Genomic DNA, 17,098 nt, shown 5'->3' with positions numbered 1-17,098 from the left:
CTTAGGTGCCGCAGAATGTCTTCCCATGCACCATATTGTTATGGATTATTACTATCATTAGCAACTGGCGGGGAAGAAAGCTACTGCTTATAGCTCACCAGGAAGTTGCCAAGGCGCTCAATGGCGTTTTCGATCTGGGATGCCCACGGCAGCGTGACTACGCGGAAGTGATCTGGGTTCGGCCAGTTGAAGCCGGTTCCCTGAACCATGAGGATCTTTTCCGCCTTCAAAATATCCAGCATGAGCTTGGCATCATCATGGATTTCATACACATTCGGATCCAGGCGCGGGAAGAGGTAGAGCGAGCCCATGGGTTTTACCGCGGAAACGCCGGGAATCTCATTGAGCTTCTCGTAGGCGATATTGCGCTGGCGTAAAAGACGCCCGCCGGTACCGGTGAGCTCAAAGATGGACTGCCGGCCACCCAGCGCCACCTGGATAGCGTGCTGCGCCGGTACGTTCGGGCACAGGCGAGTTCCGGCCAGAAGCTCAAGGCCTTCGATGAAGCCACGGGCGTGGTGCTTAGGGCCGGTAAGTACCATCCAGCCGGCGCGGTAGCCGCACACGCGGTAGGCCTTGGAGAGACCGTTAAATGTGATGGTGAGTAGGTCAGGGGCTAGGGAAGCGATGGAGATGTGCTGCGCGCCGTCATAAAGAATGCGGTCATAGATCTCATCGGCCAAGATGAGCAGGTTATGCTCGCGGGCGATGCTGACAATCTTCTGCAGTACTTCGCGCGAGTAGACCGCACCCGTTGGGTTATTCGGGTTAATGACCACGATGGCTTTGGTCTTATCCGTAATCTTGGACTCGATGTCCTCGATGGATGGATTCCAATCATCCTCCTCATCACACAGGTAATGCACTGGGGTGCCACCTGCCAGGGACGTAGCAGCGGTCCACAATGGATAATCCGGTGCCGGGATGAGAACCTCATCGCCGTTATTAAGCAGCGCTTGAGTGGTCATGCTGATGAGCTCGGAGACGCCATTGCCCAAGAAGACATCGTTGATATCGAAGGGTGGGAAATCCTCCAGCTCGTAGCGGGTAACGATGGATCGACGGGCAGGAATGATTCCTTTGGAGGTGGAATAGCCCTGGGAAGTAGGCAGGGCGGCGATCATATCGCGCATGATGACATCGGGTGCTTCGAAGCCGAAGACGGCCGGGTTACCGGTGTTGAGTTTCAAGATGGTGTGACCATCGAGCTCCATGCGTTCCGCTTCCGCAGAGACCTCGCCGCGGATGTCATACGCGACGCCCTTGAGTTTGTCGGATTGGTCAAAGATGCGGTGTTTGGGAGAAGTCATGGGAATATTGTGCCACGATTCACAGCTGCACAAAATGCTTCAACACCGGCGATGACTATTTTTTACTCCACTCGCTGAACTTCCGCTTGGCCAGATCCATGGCTTGGCCGGTAATTTCGCCAGCTTGCATACGGCGATCGGCCCACATCTTTTCCTCGATCATTTTTTGCTGCGCGCGCTCATGCGCCGTGAGAGCGCGAATCTCGCGCAGCTGCTGCCGCTCAACCTGGCGCACGGATGGGGCGTGCCACGAGGAGGGGCCGACCTTGGCGACGTAGAGCATGATCCACAGGATAGGGATGAGTGCGGCTGCCGTGACGCCACCTAACAGTAGCCATGGGTTGCTCATGGTAGCGCTCAAGAAGATCAGCGTGGGGCTTGCTACTGCAAGCACCACAGAGCCGGAGAGAGCAGTCGCAAACTTCGGTTTCTTGCCTGCATTATGGGCGCGCGTGACTTCTCCCCGAGAATAGATCTTGACCTCGTGGGAACCACGCGCCGGAATGTCTTGGAAGACGGGCACGAGGTCTTGGTGGGTGCTGGCGCGCATGACATCGTCCGAGCGGTCCTCGAACTCCTCCATGGTTAACCGGCCTTCACCCACGGCGCGGGCGAGGTCATTGATGGCATCGTTGCGCTCGGAATCGGACAGGCGCAGAGTCCGATTGACAGGGGAAGAACCAAAGTTATTACTCACGTTTTCCAGTCTAGGAAAATTCTGCCCTTCCAGGGACGTGCTCTCAGCGAACGCAGCCTATAGTTCCTTGGATTCAGCGTCAGGGGTCTTCTCGTCCTTCTTTTCTTGCTGGTTTCCGCCCACCAGGCTGGCTAAGAATGGGAAGAGGGCGACGGTAAGCGCTCCACCGGAGACGAAGATAGAGGCATTCTCGGCCTCCATGATTCCGGAATTGACCGCCAGGGACGTTACCGCCACGATGATTGGCAGACCGGTAGCGGAATACAAACCTACTTGGAGGCGCTCGCGGAAGGTTTCAATATCAGATCCGGTATGCCCAACATTCTCGCGCAAGAAGACGGGCAGGCCACGGGTCACCAAGATGAGAGCTGGAATGCCCAGTACCTTCCACGGATTATGAGCGATGGTATCCCAGCTAATGCTCATGCCGGAGACCACAAAGAAGACTGGAATAAGCATCGAATAAAACACCACATCGAGGCGGTGCTCTAGGCGGCGGTGGAATTCATCCGGGATAATGCGGTTCAAGATGATGCCGGCAGCAAAGGCACCGAGCACAATATCGAGTTCAAAGACTGCGGTAACGGCCATAAGAATGGCCAGAATAAGGATGATAAGACGCAGAATCGTTTGGTTGGTTGAACCCGCACCAGAGATAAAGGCGGTCTTCACCCAAGGGATCGTTGATGCGATAGCCGCTGGCATGATGGCGACAGCAACGGCGATGATGATGAAGAACAACAAAATGATCATCGTCGTCAGCGTGGAACGAGTACCCAGCAATAGTGCCATTGCGGTAATAGGGGCGACCTCACCAATGGCACCGTGAATCATCACAGAGTTGCCCACTTTGGTGCCCAGAATGCGGTCCTGTTTCAGCATCGGCGTGAGCGTGCCCAGCGCCGTTGAGGTCAGTGCCAAGGCGACCACGATGGCTCCTGGCACGTTATCTACTAGGAAGTAGGCGCCCACTCCACAGGCGAGGGCACAGATTGCCCAAGTGGATAACGCCGTTCCGGCTTCCTTTGTTTTGAGGGTGGAGATTTGAATTTCAAAGCCCGCGAGGAGAAATAACGCTCCCACGCCGAGCTCCTTGAGCATTTCGATGCCTTCGTCCTCGGCAGCGAGGTCGAGCACCGAAGGACCAATAATCATGCCGAAAATCAGCAAGAGGGCTACCGATGGAAGACGGTAGCCCAGCATATAAGAGATCAGCGGCGCCAGCAGGGCGGCGGCCATGATCCAAGCGAAAGAGACGAGGGAGTGTGTATTTTCGGTCGCGCCTGCTGCTAGCAGTAGGGCATCGGTGGGGAGTCCCGCATTAAAATGCATGGACTACAGCGTACGCACCCATGCCCCTGCGCGCCTACTCAGATTCAGGCGGCTGTGGCGCGCTTTCCGACGCCGGCGGTGCCGGAGCTGCAGGCGGCGTCGGTGCCGACGGAGCAGAAGGTGCACTTGGCGCAGGCGCAGCCGGTGCGCTTGGAGCTGCAGGCGCTGCGGGTGTGCTCGGCGGCGTTGGAGCGGCTGGTGCTTTCGGTGCAGGTGCTGCTGGGGCACTCGGTGGGGTAGGCGCGGTCGGTGCGGCGGGAGTTGCCGGCGCTTGGGGAGCTTGCGGTGCAGCTGGCGGCGTCGGTGCCGATGGAGCAGAAGGTGCGCTTGGCGCGGGTGCTGCGGGCGCTGCGGGTGCGTTCGGCGGCGTTGGAGCGCTTGGTGGTGTTGGAGCGGCTGGTGCTTGTGGCGCAGGTGCTGCGGGAGCTGCCGGTGCTTGGGGAGCTTGCGGTGCAGCTGGCGGTGTCGGCGCTGATGGAGTAGAAGGTGCACTTGGCGCAGGCGCAGCCGGTGCCGCAGGGGCGGCGGGCGCGCTTGGTGCCGAGGGTGCCGCGGGTGCGCTTGGGGCTGCCGGTGCCGAGGCGGAGGGGGCGGGAGCGTTAGGAGCGTCGGAAGTGGGGGCGTCGGCAAGCGGGGCATTATTGGTGCCGGTGGACTTCTGGTGGCGCACCGGAGTGGCAAGGAAGGCCTTGGGGTGGGGCTCTGGCAGGGTGCCGGCCTCATCGAGGGAAATGGAATTGCGCAGCATAACTGCCACGTCATTGACCTTGGCGGCGGGGGTGGAATCCTGCGCCAAGGACTTCACGCCGCCGGTCATCATGACATTACAGAAGGGGCAGCCGGTGGCAATTTCTTCCGCGCCGGTTTCCAAAGCCTGTTCGGTGCGGAAGTCATTGATGCGGGTGCCAAGCTTTTCTTCCATGAACATGCGGGCACCGCCGGCGCCACAGCAGAAGGCCTCGTCGCGGTTCTTGTCCATCTCGCGCAGTTCCACGCCGGTGGCCTCGAGCAGCTCGCGTGGGGGATCGAAGACCTTGTTGTGGCGGCCGAGGAAGCAAGGGTCGTGGTAGGTAATCGGCTTGCGGTTCTCCGGTGTGCGCGGTACTGGCTTGAGCAGGCCCTCGCGTACCAGGCGGTTGAGCAGCTGGGTGTGGTGGAAGACGTCGAAATGCCCGTCAAAGTCCGGGTACTCGTTGCGGATGGTGTTAAAGCAGTGCGGGCAAGTGGTGATGATCTTGCGCTGGCCCTCCGGTACGCCGTCGAAGGCGTTGTTGAGGGTCTCCACGTTTTGCTGCGCCATCATCTGGAAAAGGAACTCGTTGCCAGCGCGGCGGGCAGGATCGCCCGTACAGGTCTCGCCGGTGGAGAGGACACCAAACTTCACGCCCGCGGTATGCAGCAGGTCTACGACCGCACGGGTGGTGCGGCGGCCGTCGTCATCATAGGCGCCGGCGCAGCCCACCCAGAGCAGGTATTCCATATCGGAGAAATCGGCCTCGTCCTCACCGATGATGGGCACGTCGATGCCATCGGCGCGGGCCTCATCGATCCAGGCGCGGCGCTCAGAATTATTCCGGCCCCACGGGTTGCCCTTGTTTTCCATGTTCTTGAATAGGCCGGTGAGCTCAGATGGGAAGTCAGATTCAGCGAGCACCTTGAAGCGGCGCAGGTCTGCGATGTGGTCGATGTGCTCAATATCGGTAGGACACTGATCCACGCACGCACCACAGTTGGTACAAGACCACAGCACATCATCATCGATAACGCCGGCCATGGACAGTACATCCAAGCCCTCGTGCGGGTTGTAGTTATCCAGCGCTCCCTGGCGCAGGTCCATCATGAGCTTTTTGGGGCTCAGTGGCTTCTCGGTATTCCAGGCTGGGCATAGCTCCTGGCAGCGACCACACTCGGTACATGAAGTGGAATCCAGCAGCATCTTCCAGCTGCCTGGTGTGATGTCCTCTTCCAAATCCGGGGTGGGCAAGGACTGCAGTGCCTTTTCACCGGTGGCATTGCGTTGGAAGAAAATATTGAAAAAGCTGGTGAAGCGGTGCCACATGACGCCCCACTGGAAATTGCGGGAGATAAAGACGATAAACAGCATGCCGGACAGCAGCTTGAACAGGGCGAAGAAGCTCACCAGGGCCGGTGACTCGGGGAAGAGCTTGGCCAAGTGGATACTCAAGAAATCCGCCCAGGCGGAACCGCCGCCGTAGGTGGCGATCTTGGTGGACTTCACCAAGATCATGCCGAGGCCCTCGGAAAAGACGATGAACTCTACCCAGCGTGCGGAGGCGGTCTGGGAGTTGAAGAAGCGGCTGCCACGCTCGGTATCGCCGAGCTTGAGGCGCACACCGATGAGGAAGCCAATGCCGAGCACCGTCGCGATGCCCAAGACTTCTTCCACAAAGTGGTAGACCGGCCAGTGGCTGAGCCACGGCCAGCCCTTATTCGGTGCGAAGGTTTGGATATAGGCCTCGAACCACACCAGGATGCCGAAAAGGAAGCCCACCATCACCAGCCAGTGGGCGGCATTGACCAGAGGTTTTCCCTTGAAATGGGAGTGGCCAAAGACCTCTGCAATCACGCGCCATAAACGCTTGCCTATATTGTCGGTGCGTTTGAGCTGGGTAGGCCCGCCCGAGCGGATGAACTTGAAGAGGGCCCATACGCGGGTGAAAAAGTACAACCACACCGGAATCGATGCGGCTATAGCGATCCAACCGAACACGGTGGTCATGCGTGCTCCTTTAAAACTGATGCTCCACGTTTCTCTCTACCTTAAAGCCTAGGGCTGGAAATCAGAGAGTCTGCATTCAGTGCGGAGGCGTGACGTCCTAATAACGAAAGCCGCCCTCAGCCTCTGCGCGATCGAACGCACGAGAAGCGATAGGCACCATACGCAGCTTTCGGGGCAGTACTGAGAATGCGACTCTGACGCTGCGAGAGAAAAGCTTGAGCCTGCGCGCGTCCTTCTTAGTCCACTCCCAACCCAGTTTGTTTCGCAGCTTGTCAGGAATGAGACCGATAGCTACCCACAACAAGAGGCGTGAAGCATATGGAGAAATAGGGCGCCACAGCCAGTTAGGGACTTTGGGATCAGGGCTGTCTAGTGTCAACCCATTGATAATGCGAGAACGCTCAATGGTTTCGCTTATTGAGAGCTCATCGATCATGCGATCCATGTATTTTTCATACTCGGCATATGACTTAGGTGCATCATCGGGTTCAGCGACGCCATAGAAGCTGTACCAAGTCCGAGTCTCCTGGAATAAACGCTCGCGCTCCTCGCTGCTCAGAGGGTTCATGAAATTGCCCGCCAAGGCATATGGCATAGCAGCGAAAGTGGCGTGCGCCCAGTAATAGACCTCAGGGTTTAGAGGGTGGTAGCGACTTCCATCGGGGTGAGTTCCCTTAATGTCTTTGTGAAAATCACGAATCATGATGCCAACTTCTGGGCCCTCATAAACTGTTCGAATAATTGGGAACGCAGAGCGGACCAAGCGGGCTACCTCATTGTCAAAGACATTGGAGTGCTGGACCAGGGAACGGCTAATGTCGCGGTGTGCAATTTGGAGAAGTCCGGCGGACAGAGCGACGAAAGCGGAACGCCAATCACCAAAACGCTGCCACAGTAAAGAATCTGGACCAAGCTCTGGGAGTTCCGGCTGGCTTGGATGGGCCGTGGAGTCAACGAAAGTAGTGCTGGTGGGATTGCTCAGGTTAGTCATCATGCCTCCTTGAGGGCGGTAGCTTTATTGCGCTGTTAGGTAGTGGAAGAGACGGTCTGGGCGTCATAGTTGCTAGCAGTTGTAAATGCGTGCGCGTCGGCGTCGAATCCTGCAAGGGTAGTTCGTATGCCGCGGACGGTACCCGGCTGAACTAGCCACTTATCGTGCTTTACAGTCAGTGCGCCTGGACCGCGAATCTCCAATTGGCGTACATATCGACGGCAGTGATCAGCGCGCGCTTCTACTGCTGCGAGTGGATGCCGCTTCAAGTAAGAATCCTGTGGCACTGGCCCATCAACGAATAAAGTATTGGGAAGCCCCAGTACCTCAATTCCGTGATGAAGATATAAGTCATCGATCTTGGTATGCGGCCGTCCTGGAACTGAAATCCATGGTGAACTTTCTCCGGTAGCTCGGATAAGAACATCAAAAGATCGGGATTCAAGTCCCGATTCTCCACTGTAGGAAACGGTCCAGTGACCTTCTTCAGCATCGAATTCTGCTGCCGTTACCTCTGTCGAGCCGCGGAATATGGCACCGCTCGCTTCGACGGCAGCTTCGAGGTGCTGCGAAATCGACGCCGGTGACCCATCGGTTCTGGTCAGTCGAAGGTACGGGGTGCGAAAATGAAAAGACCGAGAGACCCTTGGCGCATTAGGCGAGGTGAACTGACCTCCGATCTCCGAGTTCTTATCAAAAAGTGTCGTGTCGAATCCGGCGAATGCGCACTCAGAGGCGGCAGCGCATCCTGTCACCCCGGCTCCAACCACGGCAACGGTTGGTCGGCGGTAGGGCTTGAACATTACTGTTCCTTTCGAGGTTGCAACGGTAGGGTGCGGAACCTTTCGTATCGAGTAGTGGATTTGGGGGGGTAAAACTATCGCGGGATGATATGTGATGATACACACATTTATTGGCCATGTGAAGCGCAGTACACAAATCGGGTAGTTGTGTGATGTCTTGGGAGGCTAGGGAAGAAAACGGAGAAACCTACCTAGGCGAAGGGCGGCGGTCATAAGGCTGCCGTAGAACCGACGTGGTAGCCACCGCGGACCTCGCATCGGCATAATTCGCTGGGCGGAAATGTTCTTGGCCTCTGTGTACTTTGTCAGGCCTTCTTCACCATGGCGGCGAGCTACACCGGATTCTTTTACTCCTCCCAGTGGGGTAGAAATTGATGCCCACGTCGCGGCGTAACCGTCATTAATGGTGACACCTCCGGCGTCTATTCGTTCTGCGATGTCGCGCGCAGTCTCCGGCTTGCCAAACACGGATGCGTTTAGTCCATACGAGGTTTCATTTGCCAGGAAAATTGCCTCATCGATGTCACGAACTCGTTGGACAAAAACTACTGGTCCAAAGACTTCCTGGGTTGCCAATTTGATGTCCGCGCCCACATTGGTCAGAACAGTGGGTTCGAAATGATATGGACCGATGTCTGGTCGGGGCTTTCCGCCTGTAAGGACAGTTGCCCCTTTTGCTCTTGCATCATCAACCAATCCTTGCACTCGGTCCAGTTGCTCCGGACCGATCAAAGAGCCCATAGTGTAACCCCAATTCAGTCCCTTGCCTAAGACGATGGATTCCGTGGCTCTTTGAAAGGCTCTTAAGAATTCATCATAGATGGACTCAGGAACATATATTCGCTCGATGGATACACAGAGTTGTCCAGAATTGGAAAAGCAGGCCGTGGCTATGGTGTCAATATGCTTTTCGATGTCTGCATCGGGAGCAATAATCATCGGGTTTTTACCGCCAAGTTCAGCGGAGTACCCTACGAGCCGCTCACCCACCGTTTTTCCTAAAATCTTGCCGGTTTGGGTAGAGCCTGTGAACATGAGGTAATCGCACTTCTGTGAGATGGCACCACCTACAACTTCCCCAGAGCCCGTGACGATTTGTAGAACATCATGGGGAAGACCCGCCTCTTGGAGTAGGCGGAGAGAAATGAGATTTGAAAAGGGCGTGGACCAATCTGGTTTCGCTACCACTGCGTTTCCTGCAATTAGGGCAGCAATGGCATCAGAAATCCCAAGGGCGAGAGGGTAGTTCCAAGGGCTTATCTGGCCTACGATTCCCTTGGGAATCCTTTGTAAAGAAGTGCTGGTGATCAGGGGGAATGCTCCTGGCCGCTTAGCAGCTGGTAGCAGTTTAGGGGCAATATTGGCGTAGTAGCGTGCATTGTTAAGTACGTCGAGCACCTCGTCGTATGCAGCGGTGCGATCCTTGCCAGTTTCTAGCTGGATGAAATCCGCAAGGAGTTCTCGGTGCTTTCCCACAAGGCGGTGGAATCGCCGGAAAATCTTCACTCGGTCTTTGACGTCAAGTTCTGCCCAACCTTTTTGAGCTTTGCGGGCACGCAGAAAGGCTTCATCAACATCTGCGTCGGTTCCCGTTCCAACCCAGCCAAGTTCTTCATCAAAGAGCGGCGAGTTAACGGCATGGTGTTCACTGCTATCTAAGGAGCCGGTAGCGAAGTTTGTAGATAGTTGCTGCAGCTCCGATAAAAGGTCCTGAGGTAAGGGTCGTTCTTCTAGGCGGTGTGGTAATGGCATGAAAAGCTACTCCAGAAAGCTAAAGGTTCGTGAGCTGGTCTGCTCACGAACCCGGTGTGGATGAATTAGAACGGGCAGCCTGCAGCGCGGCGCGCTGCAACTGCGTCATTAGAATCGCCTTCGGCATTCGGTTTAGCCGTATCGGAAGCCTCGGCGGCTTCATTCTTGGGCTGGTAGGCCTGAATGGTCTTAGGCTCCTTGTATTTGCCCTCGATCATGCCGTTTTTGATCATTAGTGAGCGGCCCGGTTCCATGAAGCGCTTGTCCTCGGGGAGGAGAGTGAAAACCTTTCGAATAGCCTTAGCTATGCGATCGAAGCGCTTTTGGTCTCGCGAGGTCCATTCCAGATCCAGAATCCGGCGATACTTTTCTGGCAGGGTGCCAATAGTGAGCCAGATAGTGCTGCGCATGATCGGCTTCCAGATAATTTTCCACAACCGAGGCGGGACACCATCGGGGGCCTTGACTGGTTCTACACGAGCTGTGCGCAGCGCGAAGTCGACCGTCTCGTTGCGCTCAAGCACGTTTTCAACCATGTCATCCATATAGGCGACGAGATCGTCATAGTTGTCAATGACTGGGCGCTCAGACATGCCGTACTTATCCCACCACGTCACGCCTTCGCGGACCAGTTGATCGCGCTCAGCCTTGGTGAAAGGCGTGCCAAATAGATCCTGTGCGTAAATAACGCGATAGACAAAGGTGGCGTGAGCCCACCAGTAAGTTTCCGGATTGAGGGAGTGGTATCGCTCGCCGCTTTGCAGGGTTCCTTTGATAGTCACGTGATAATCGCGGATGCGCTCGGCTAAGTCTCCATCGTCGTAGATGGACTGAATGATTTGCGGTGTGGAGCGTTGAAGGCGTGCGAAGGGCTCGTCAAAAAACTTGGAGTGGTCGAGCAGTGATTGTCCGATGGCCGGGTGCATATTCTGCAAAATTCCGGTGTACCCGCGCAAGAGCTGTAGGCGGTTGTCTGAGCCCCATTTCCAAAGCAGGGAGTCAGGACCTAGTGGGGCACGGCGCAGCTTGCGCTTAGATTCGTTGTTAGCAGTGTCCTGGCTAGATTCACTAATTTCAGGAGAATTTTTGGAATCAGGCAAGTTAGACATTGGAAAGCCCTCTCTAAAAGTTAACTATGGAATGTTGTGTAGCGTATCACACACAGAGGGTTCCATGTTGTGTGAAGCACAAACTGGTACCGAGGGGCATGTTATTGGGGTGGACGAGACCTGTGGGGGTGTGCTCTTCCGAGCTGGGGGTTTATTGCGACCGATCTCGCTTCCGTTTCAAGGTTCCGAAAGCGAAGGGGCGTGCTTATTTATTAGATGGTTTGGTGAATTATGTAATTGGGATCGCAAGATTGTGTCCCACATCTCAGCTTGTGTTAGAATGTGAAAAATTACTAGTAAAGGCAATTTTGAGCTAGCTGTGTGATTGTCTTAATGGTCACGTGGCTTCTTGGCACAATGGAGATCTTCAGAGCAGCGAGAGCGGCGGGAAGCCTTAGCTCTGCATAGGTTATTTTTGTTAGAGAAAGGTCCCTTCATGGGCAGAATAAGCATTCCAAAATTTGCAGTGGCGCTGACTGCTGGGTTGGCGGCTTTTGGTGTAACCGGATTTGCGGTAGCGCAAGGTGGTTTGACTGCAAACCTGGCCCTTTCAGGTACTTTTTTTAAAGTCTCCATGAGTCACTTGGAAGGCGAGGGGCTGTCTATCTTTGTGGACAAAGACGATATGGCTAAGGAAACAGTTCCTGCAGCGCGTTTGAAGTTCGAGCATGCCTTGGCTTCAAATCTTTGCTTGTCGGCGACGATTCCAGACGTTCCTGGCGTCGGCGAGACCACTTTTGCGTTGCGAGCCGAAGGTGATAACAGTGTTGAGGTGCGAAACCTGCTGGTTGGGGCAACGGACATCAAGGGTCAACTAGATCTGACCAATGCCAACGTGGGTATTGATGCGCACCAAGTAAATGATCGCGCAGCACCTGGCGCGTGGGGACTGAACTCCGAAAAGGTGGTATTGAGCGCAGATGACATCCGCACCACCTCCGTGGGGGCTGAAAAGCTTTCTGCAAAGGGCGTAAACGTGGATGTAAAGAGAGGACACGAGAATGGCTGCTAGTTCTTCGCAAGAAGAAACCCTCAGCATGCCGGTGGTAGAGGACAAAGACAAGGTTTCTGACAGTGATGTCCAATCTGGATTGCAAGAAGAGACCGTGGAAGAAGGAAATCTTGGCGAGGAAAAGCGTGGAAGGTGGGAGCGCTTTAAAATTTGGCGGAAAAAGCGTCCTTTCGCTGGCGGGCTTTTATTAATTCTTTCCGGGGTAGTTATCGCCGCCCCTGCCTATATAACGATCCATATTTCGGATCTACTGGTGATGATCTCTACCGTTTCCGGTGTTTCTACCCTGCTCATCGGTGCCCTACTTATCATGTTTGGTTTAGGGGCTTGGTTTAGGCAGGAAACGGCAACCTACGTTGGCGTGCTGGGAATTCTAGTTGCAATCGTTGCTTTGCCGACCTCCAATATTGGAGGGTTTGTTATCGGCTCGCTCTTGGGGATAATCGGTGGCGCACTCACCTTTGCTTGGCAGCCTAGAGAACGGGGAAGGGTAAAGGGCTGAGTATGGGCACCCAATCTTTCAAACAGTTGTTGTCCCATTCGTCGCTTGCTCTAAAGACTAGCGCGGCCGTTGTGGTGTGCTCCGCAACAGTTGTGTGCGCCGTAAGCGACCCGGAGGAATCCAGTGCCCAAGAAGCTTTGGCCTTAGCCCAGTCGGAGCACAGCATCGTCACCGCAGACAAGGTCACACTGACTGGCAACGTACGCGCTTCGCTTGTGACTGTGCCTTCCGTGAATGGTGAAGAGCGAGCCTTGAAACTCGTGGGTGACAAGTTGGTGGCACGCGGACTTTCTTTGACTCTTCCTGGCGCTACGGGGCAGGGAAAATTGACTACTGGCGACGCCGAGACAACCGTGACGGATGGTCCGGTCACGGTTCTCGCTTCGGGACTGAGGGCCACCCCTGCTGTTGAAAATACGCCAACAATTCCGGTGGACATTGATCTAGGGGCCGAAAACGTCAACGATGTGCTCGACCAACTGGGGGTGCCCAAGCCACACTCAGTTCCGGACGCTAACATTCCTGACCCCCTCATGGATCACATTGCGCTCGAGGACGTCACCATGGAGCTGGTGAACCTCACCGGCCATAAGTTCAACGCTCCCCGAGTTCAATTGAATATAGGCGGGTAGCAGCTCGCAGCCTTTAGCCTTGGGCGAACTGGGATTGATGCAGGCGCCAGTACGCCCCCTGGGCATTGAGCAGATCGTCGTGCGAGCCCTGTTCAACGATGGTGCCGTTTTCCATGACGAGGATGAGATCGGCATCGCGAATAGTAGATAAGCGGTGGGCGATGACGAAGGAGGTGCGATCTGCGCGCAGTGCGTTCATCGCTTCTTGGACGAGTACCTCAGTGCGGGTATCGACCGAAGAGGTGGCTTCGTCGAGAATGAGCAGCGCGGGCTGGGCCAAAAACGCGCGGGCAATGGTGATGAGCTGGCGCTCGCCGGCCGAGATGGCGCCGCCGTCTTGATCGATAATGGTGTCGTAGCCCTCGGGCAGCGCGTGGACGAAGCGGTCCACATAAGTCGCTTTAGCTGCGGCGATGACTTCCTCATCCGTCGCGTCCAAGCGGCCGTAGCGAATGTTGTCCATGATCGACCCTTTGAAAAGCACGGCGTCCTGGAGCACCATGCCCACCTGGGAGCGCAGCGTCTGGCGGGGCATGCGGGCGATATCGTGCCCGTCAATGAGAATCTGACCGCCGTCTAATTCATAAAAGCGCATCAGCAGGTTGACCAAGGTTGTTTTGCCGGCTCCGGTGGGGCCGACAATGGCCGCGGTCTGGCCGGGCTCCACGCGCAGGTTGAGGCCGGTGATGAGTTCTTTATCCTCCGAGTAGGAGAAATCAACGTCTTGGAACTCAACGAGTCCGCGAGCGCGGCCGGGGAGGTCCTCGTCGGTGGTGTCGGGGGATTGTTCTTCGGCGTCGAGAAGCTCAAAGACGCGTTCGGCCGAGGCCACGCCGGATTGGACCTGCTGCATCATGCCACCAAGCTGGCCCAGCGGCTGGTTGAACTCGCGAGAATACTGGATGAAAGCAGTGGCTGCGCCCAAATTCATGTGGCCATTAGCCACGCGCAGGCCACCCAAGACCGCGATGGCAACGTAGGACAGATAGGACAGGAACTGCATGATTGGCATCATGCTGCCGGAGAGGAATTGTGCTTTTGCCGCGGAGCGGTAAAGCTCTTCGTTGCGCTTATCAAATTCCTCCGTCATAGCTTCTGTGCGGCCGAAGACGATGGCAAGGTCATGGCCGGAGAAGGATTCTTCTACCTGGCCATTGAGCTGGCCGGTAGAGCGCCATTGCGTTTTGAATTGGCGCTGTGAGCGGCCGCCGATGACCCCGATGACTAGGGCGGTAAGCGGCAGAGCTAGGAGAGCAACCAGCGCGAGCTGCCAAGAAACGCTAAACATCATGATGGTGATGCCGATGACCAACAGAGCGTCATAAAACAGCTGCGAGAGTGCTTGCTGCAGTGCCTGCTGCACGTTGTCGATGTCATTGGTGGTGCGTGAGAGGATATCGCCGCGCTGCTGGGAATCAAAGTAATTCAACGGCAGCGCATTAATCTTGGCCTCTACCCGCTCACGCAGGTCAAATACGGTATCCATGCTCACCTTGTTGAGAATGGCGCCCTGCCACCATTGGAAGCCGGAAGAGACGATGTACATCGCGATTACGGTGATGATGAGCGTGCCCAAGCGGTTAAAGTTAATGCCTTCGCCAGGGATGAAATCCATGGCGGAAGCCATGTCCGCGAAGCGGTCCTGTCCTTGAGCGCGCATGCCATCGATGGCTTGTTGGGCGGTTATATCGGTGGGAAGGTTACGGGAAATAACTCCGGCGAAGATGACGTCCATGGCCTTGCCCATGATTTTTGGAGCCACAACGGCTAAGAAAATGCAGACAACATTCATAGCTGCCACGGCCCATAGGCTGCGCTTAAATGGAGCAAGCAAGGAAAAGAGGCGTTTGATGGAGGGCCAAAAATTCTTGGCTTGGCGGGGTGCAGATTCCCCCATGACGTCAGGAGCGTTATCCGTGGGCTCGGCGGTGGAGGCGGTATTTTCAGCCATTAGTTCTCGCCTCCTGCAGCAGCGGCGGTTTCTTGGGAATCAACAATTTCTTGGTACACCGCGCAGCGATCGAGAAGTTCTTCGTGCGTGCCACGGTCAACAATGCGTCCGGCATCGAGTACCAGGATTTGGTCGGCATAGCGGATAGAGGCCACGCGCTGGGCGACGATTATGCTGGTCACCGGTTGCTCACGCTGTGCGAAGGAAGCCTGCATTGCGGCGCGCACCTTGGCATCGGTAGCCACATCAAGGGCAGAGAAGGAATCGTCGAAGAGATAGACCAGCGGGCGGGCGACCAGCATGCGCGCGATGGATAGGCGTTGGCGTTGGCCGCCGGAGACATTGGTGCCACCTTGAGCGATAGGCATGTCTAGGTCCTCCACGAAATCCGCCTGGGCTACGCGCAGCGCCTCCCAGAGCTCCTCATCGGTAGCTTCTGGGCGACCAAGACGCAGGTTGGAGGCCACCGTGCCGCTAAATAGGTAGGCCTTTTGTGGAACGATGGACACGCGCTGGACGATGTCCTGGCGGGCCAGGGAGGTGGTAGGGGTGGCGTCGATAAGCACTTGGCCCTCGGTTGGGACATAAAGGCGCGGGATAAGGGAAATGAGGGTGGTCTTGCCCGCGCCGGTCGAACCGATGATGGCCGTAGTGGTGCCGGGCTGGGCGGTAAAGGAAATATTTTCTAGCACTGGCGCATCCGCACCAGAATAGGAAAAGCCCACGTTGCGGAATTCCACCGTGCCCGTGGCCGTGTCCGGGGTAGTTGTAGTGCTAGGCGGAGTAATGGATGGTTCGTGTTTGAGGACCTCGGTAATGCGGCGTGCACAGATAATGGCGCGGGGCAGCATCATCGCCATGAAGGTACCCATCATGACTGCGGCCAGGATCTGGAGCAAATATTGCAAGAACGCCGTGAGCGAGCCGACGTTGACTAGCCCGTCATCCACGCGGTGACCGCCAAACCACAGCACCGCGCCCGTGGCCACGTTGAGGATCACCGTAATGAGCGGGAACATCACCACGAAAAGGCGGCCAATGTTCAGGGACAGGCGGGTAATTTCCTTATTGGCTTGGGTAAATCGCTCGGTTTCATAGGCCTCACGCACGAAGGCGCGCACCACGCGAATGCCGGTAATTTGCTCGCGCAGGGTGCCATTGATGGCATCCAGCTTGTCCTGCATGATGTGAAAGAGTGGCATGAGACGGGCAATGATGACGGAAATCGTGCCGAGCAATACTGCCACGGACACCCACACCAGCCAGGACAGCCCGGCGTCTTCGCGCATGGCCATGATGATGCCGCCGATGGACATGATAGGCGCGGTCACCATGAAGTTGAGCATCATCATATAGACCATTTGCACCTGCTGGATGTCATTGGTGCCACGGGTGATAAGCGTAGGCGTGCCAAAGCGGCTCATGTCCTCAGTAGATAGGGAATTAACGTGGCGAAAAACTTGGCTGCGTAAATCTCTGCCTACGCCCATGGCGGTGCGGCTGCCGCACCATACGGCGCCAATGGCGGTGATGACTTGGGCAAAAGCAACGGCAAGCATGATCCCACCGGTGTGCCAAATGAAATCCACATCGCCTTGGGCCACGCCTTCATCAATGATCTTGGCATTCAGCGATGGGAGGTACAGCGTGGCAGCTGTTGACAAGGCCTGCAGGACAAGTACCGCGATGAAATACGGCGTATACGGCGCCGACCGTGTAATGAGAATGCGAACCAGATCCATGGACTCGCGCCCCTTTCCTTGCCGTGGCTGGGTAGCCGTGCAAGTTTATATCTAGGGTGAGCGGGGCGCTAGTCTGAGTCTTCCTTTAAATCCCCACATGCGCCAGCTGGGCGCGGGTGATGACACTGTTCCAATCCTCGAAGTCTTCGAGGGGGGTGCACAAACCTTCCCAAGTGGTGACGGCCACGCCGCGGGCCTTGAGCTCGAGAATGAGCAGATCGCGGTCGCCAGCGGCAGAAAGGCGGTGGATTTCGTTATGGGTGATATCGCCGTCGGGCCCTACGCGCACGTTGCCGATGAGACGGAGCCGGGGAGTGGTGCCGGGGCCGCAGTGGGATCCTGAGACGGCGTCGGCAAGCACGCCCGCGAGGCCGGCAAAGCGTCGAAGTAGACCGAATGGTGCGGTACGTTGAGTAATGAGGTCCACACACATGCCAGCGCTGATAAGCTTTTCGGCGGTGGATAGGGCGGACGGCCCCTCCCCGATGATGGCTATACGCTGCATGGAAGTGCCTCCTTGGGTGG

14 protein-coding genes and 1 pseudogene are annotated in these 17,098 nt (G+C 56.4%); 3 read left to right on the top strand and 12 right to left on the bottom strand.

The annotated features are described in order from the left end of the window. Positions 1-80: 80 nt before the first annotated feature. The 9 genes and pseudogenes from ACLI1M_RS10830 to ACLI1M_RS10790 all read right to left on the bottom strand — a co-directional run bounded on the left by ACLI1M_RS10830 (position 81) and on the right by ACLI1M_RS10790 (position 10,734). Positions 81-1,310, bottom strand: a complete 1,230-nt coding sequence (locus ACLI1M_RS10830) for a pyridoxal phosphate-dependent aminotransferase (protein WP_023020037.1) — start codon at positions 1,308-1,310, stop codon at positions 81-83. A gap of 55 nt (positions 1,311-1,365) precedes the next feature. After that, entirely contained in the window at positions 1,366-1,968 is a 603-nt protein-coding gene (locus tag ACLI1M_RS10825) for a DUF1707 domain-containing protein (RefSeq protein ID WP_034656035.1), read from the bottom strand. Positions 1,969-2,064: 96 nt separating this feature from the next. Beyond that, complete coding sequence (locus tag ACLI1M_RS10820) at positions 2,065-3,339, bottom strand: cation:proton antiporter (RefSeq protein ID WP_308767189.1); 1,275 nt, start codon at positions 3,337-3,339, stop codon at positions 2,065-2,067. Between the two features lie 34 nt (positions 3,340-3,373). Next, positions 3,374-6,079, bottom strand: a complete 2,706-nt coding sequence (locus ACLI1M_RS10815) for a (Fe-S)-binding protein (RefSeq protein WP_248100020.1) — start codon at positions 6,077-6,079, stop codon at positions 3,374-3,376. A 97-nt stretch (positions 6,080-6,176) separates the two neighbouring features. After that, positions 6,177-7,073 (bottom strand): oxygenase MpaB family protein, encoded by an 897-nt coding sequence (locus ACLI1M_RS10810; protein WP_051138306.1) that lies wholly within the window; start codon positions 7,071-7,073, stop codon positions 6,177-6,179. A 32-nt stretch (positions 7,074-7,105) separates the two neighbouring features. Further along, on the bottom strand, positions 7,106-7,339 hold the full coding sequence (locus ACLI1M_RS10805; protein WP_248100021.1) for a hypothetical protein: 234 nt from the start codon (positions 7,337-7,339) through the stop codon (positions 7,106-7,108). 387 nt (positions 7,340-7,726) lie between these two features. Continuing rightward, a pseudogene (locus ACLI1M_RS10800) lies at positions 7,727-7,873 on the bottom strand (NAD(P)-binding protein); the annotation flags it as partial. A 165-nt stretch (positions 7,874-8,038) separates the two neighbouring features. After that, the gene (locus ACLI1M_RS10795; RefSeq protein WP_248100022.1) at positions 8,039-9,625 is read right to left on the bottom strand and encodes a succinic semialdehyde dehydrogenase; all 1,587 of its coding nucleotides are present in this window, start codon (positions 9,623-9,625) and stop codon (positions 8,039-8,041) included. A 65-nt stretch (positions 9,626-9,690) separates the two neighbouring features. After that, complete coding sequence (locus ACLI1M_RS10790) at positions 9,691-10,734, bottom strand: oxygenase MpaB family protein (protein ID WP_248100023.1); 1,044 nt, start codon at positions 10,732-10,734, stop codon at positions 9,691-9,693. 436 nt (positions 10,735-11,170) lie between these two features. Between ACLI1M_RS10790 and ACLI1M_RS10785 the strand changes: the two genes are divergently transcribed. Genes ACLI1M_RS10785 through ACLI1M_RS10775 form a run of 3 tightly spaced genes read left to right on the top strand, consistent with a single transcriptional unit; the run spans position 11,171 to position 12,880 of the window. Continuing rightward, positions 11,171-11,746 carry a DUF6230 family protein gene (locus tag ACLI1M_RS10785; RefSeq protein ID WP_248100026.1) on the top strand — a complete coding sequence of 192 codons (576 nt, stop codon included), beginning with the start codon at positions 11,171-11,173 and terminating at the stop codon, positions 11,744-11,746. Positions 11,747-11,771: 25 nt separating this feature from the next. Further along, on the top strand, positions 11,772-12,248 hold the full coding sequence (locus tag ACLI1M_RS10780; protein ID WP_248100028.1) for a DUF6114 domain-containing protein: 477 nt from the start codon (positions 11,772-11,774) through the stop codon (positions 12,246-12,248). A gap of 2 nt (positions 12,249-12,250) precedes the next feature. Beyond that, entirely contained in the window at positions 12,251-12,880 is a 630-nt protein-coding gene (locus tag ACLI1M_RS10775) for a hypothetical protein (protein ID WP_248100030.1), read from the top strand. Positions 12,881-12,893: 13 nt separating this feature from the next. Here the strand turns inward: ACLI1M_RS10775 and ACLI1M_RS10770 are convergent, their stop codons facing one another. The 3 genes from ACLI1M_RS10770 to ACLI1M_RS10760 all read right to left on the bottom strand — a co-directional run bounded on the left by ACLI1M_RS10770 (position 12,894) and on the right by ACLI1M_RS10760 (position 17,078). Next, positions 12,894-14,831: an ABC transporter ATP-binding protein gene (locus ACLI1M_RS10770; RefSeq protein ID WP_282439265.1), complete on the bottom strand. Its 1,938-nt coding sequence runs from the start codon at positions 14,829-14,831 to the stop codon at positions 12,894-12,896. Further along, on the bottom strand, positions 14,831-16,573 hold the full coding sequence (locus tag ACLI1M_RS10765) for an ABC transporter ATP-binding protein (protein WP_248100032.1): 1,743 nt from the start codon (positions 16,571-16,573) through the stop codon (positions 14,831-14,833). The genes ACLI1M_RS10770 and ACLI1M_RS10765 overlap by 1 nt, the downstream gene beginning before the upstream one ends. A gap of 85 nt (positions 16,574-16,658) precedes the next feature. After that, the gene (locus tag ACLI1M_RS10760) at positions 16,659-17,078 is read right to left on the bottom strand and encodes a methylenetetrahydrofolate--tRNA-(uracil-5-)-methyltransferase (RefSeq protein WP_200288571.1); all 420 of its coding nucleotides are present in this window, start codon (positions 17,076-17,078) and stop codon (positions 16,659-16,661) included. Positions 17,079-17,098: the final 20 nt, after the last annotated feature.

The sequence above is a fragment of the Corynebacterium sp. LaCa54 genome, assembly GCF_046717495.1.
GTDB lineage: Bacteria > Actinomycetota > Actinomycetes > Mycobacteriales > Mycobacteriaceae > Corynebacterium > Corynebacterium kefirresidentii.
Note: the sequence above shows the minus strand (reverse complement) of the source record. Positions and strands in the feature narration are given on the sequence as shown.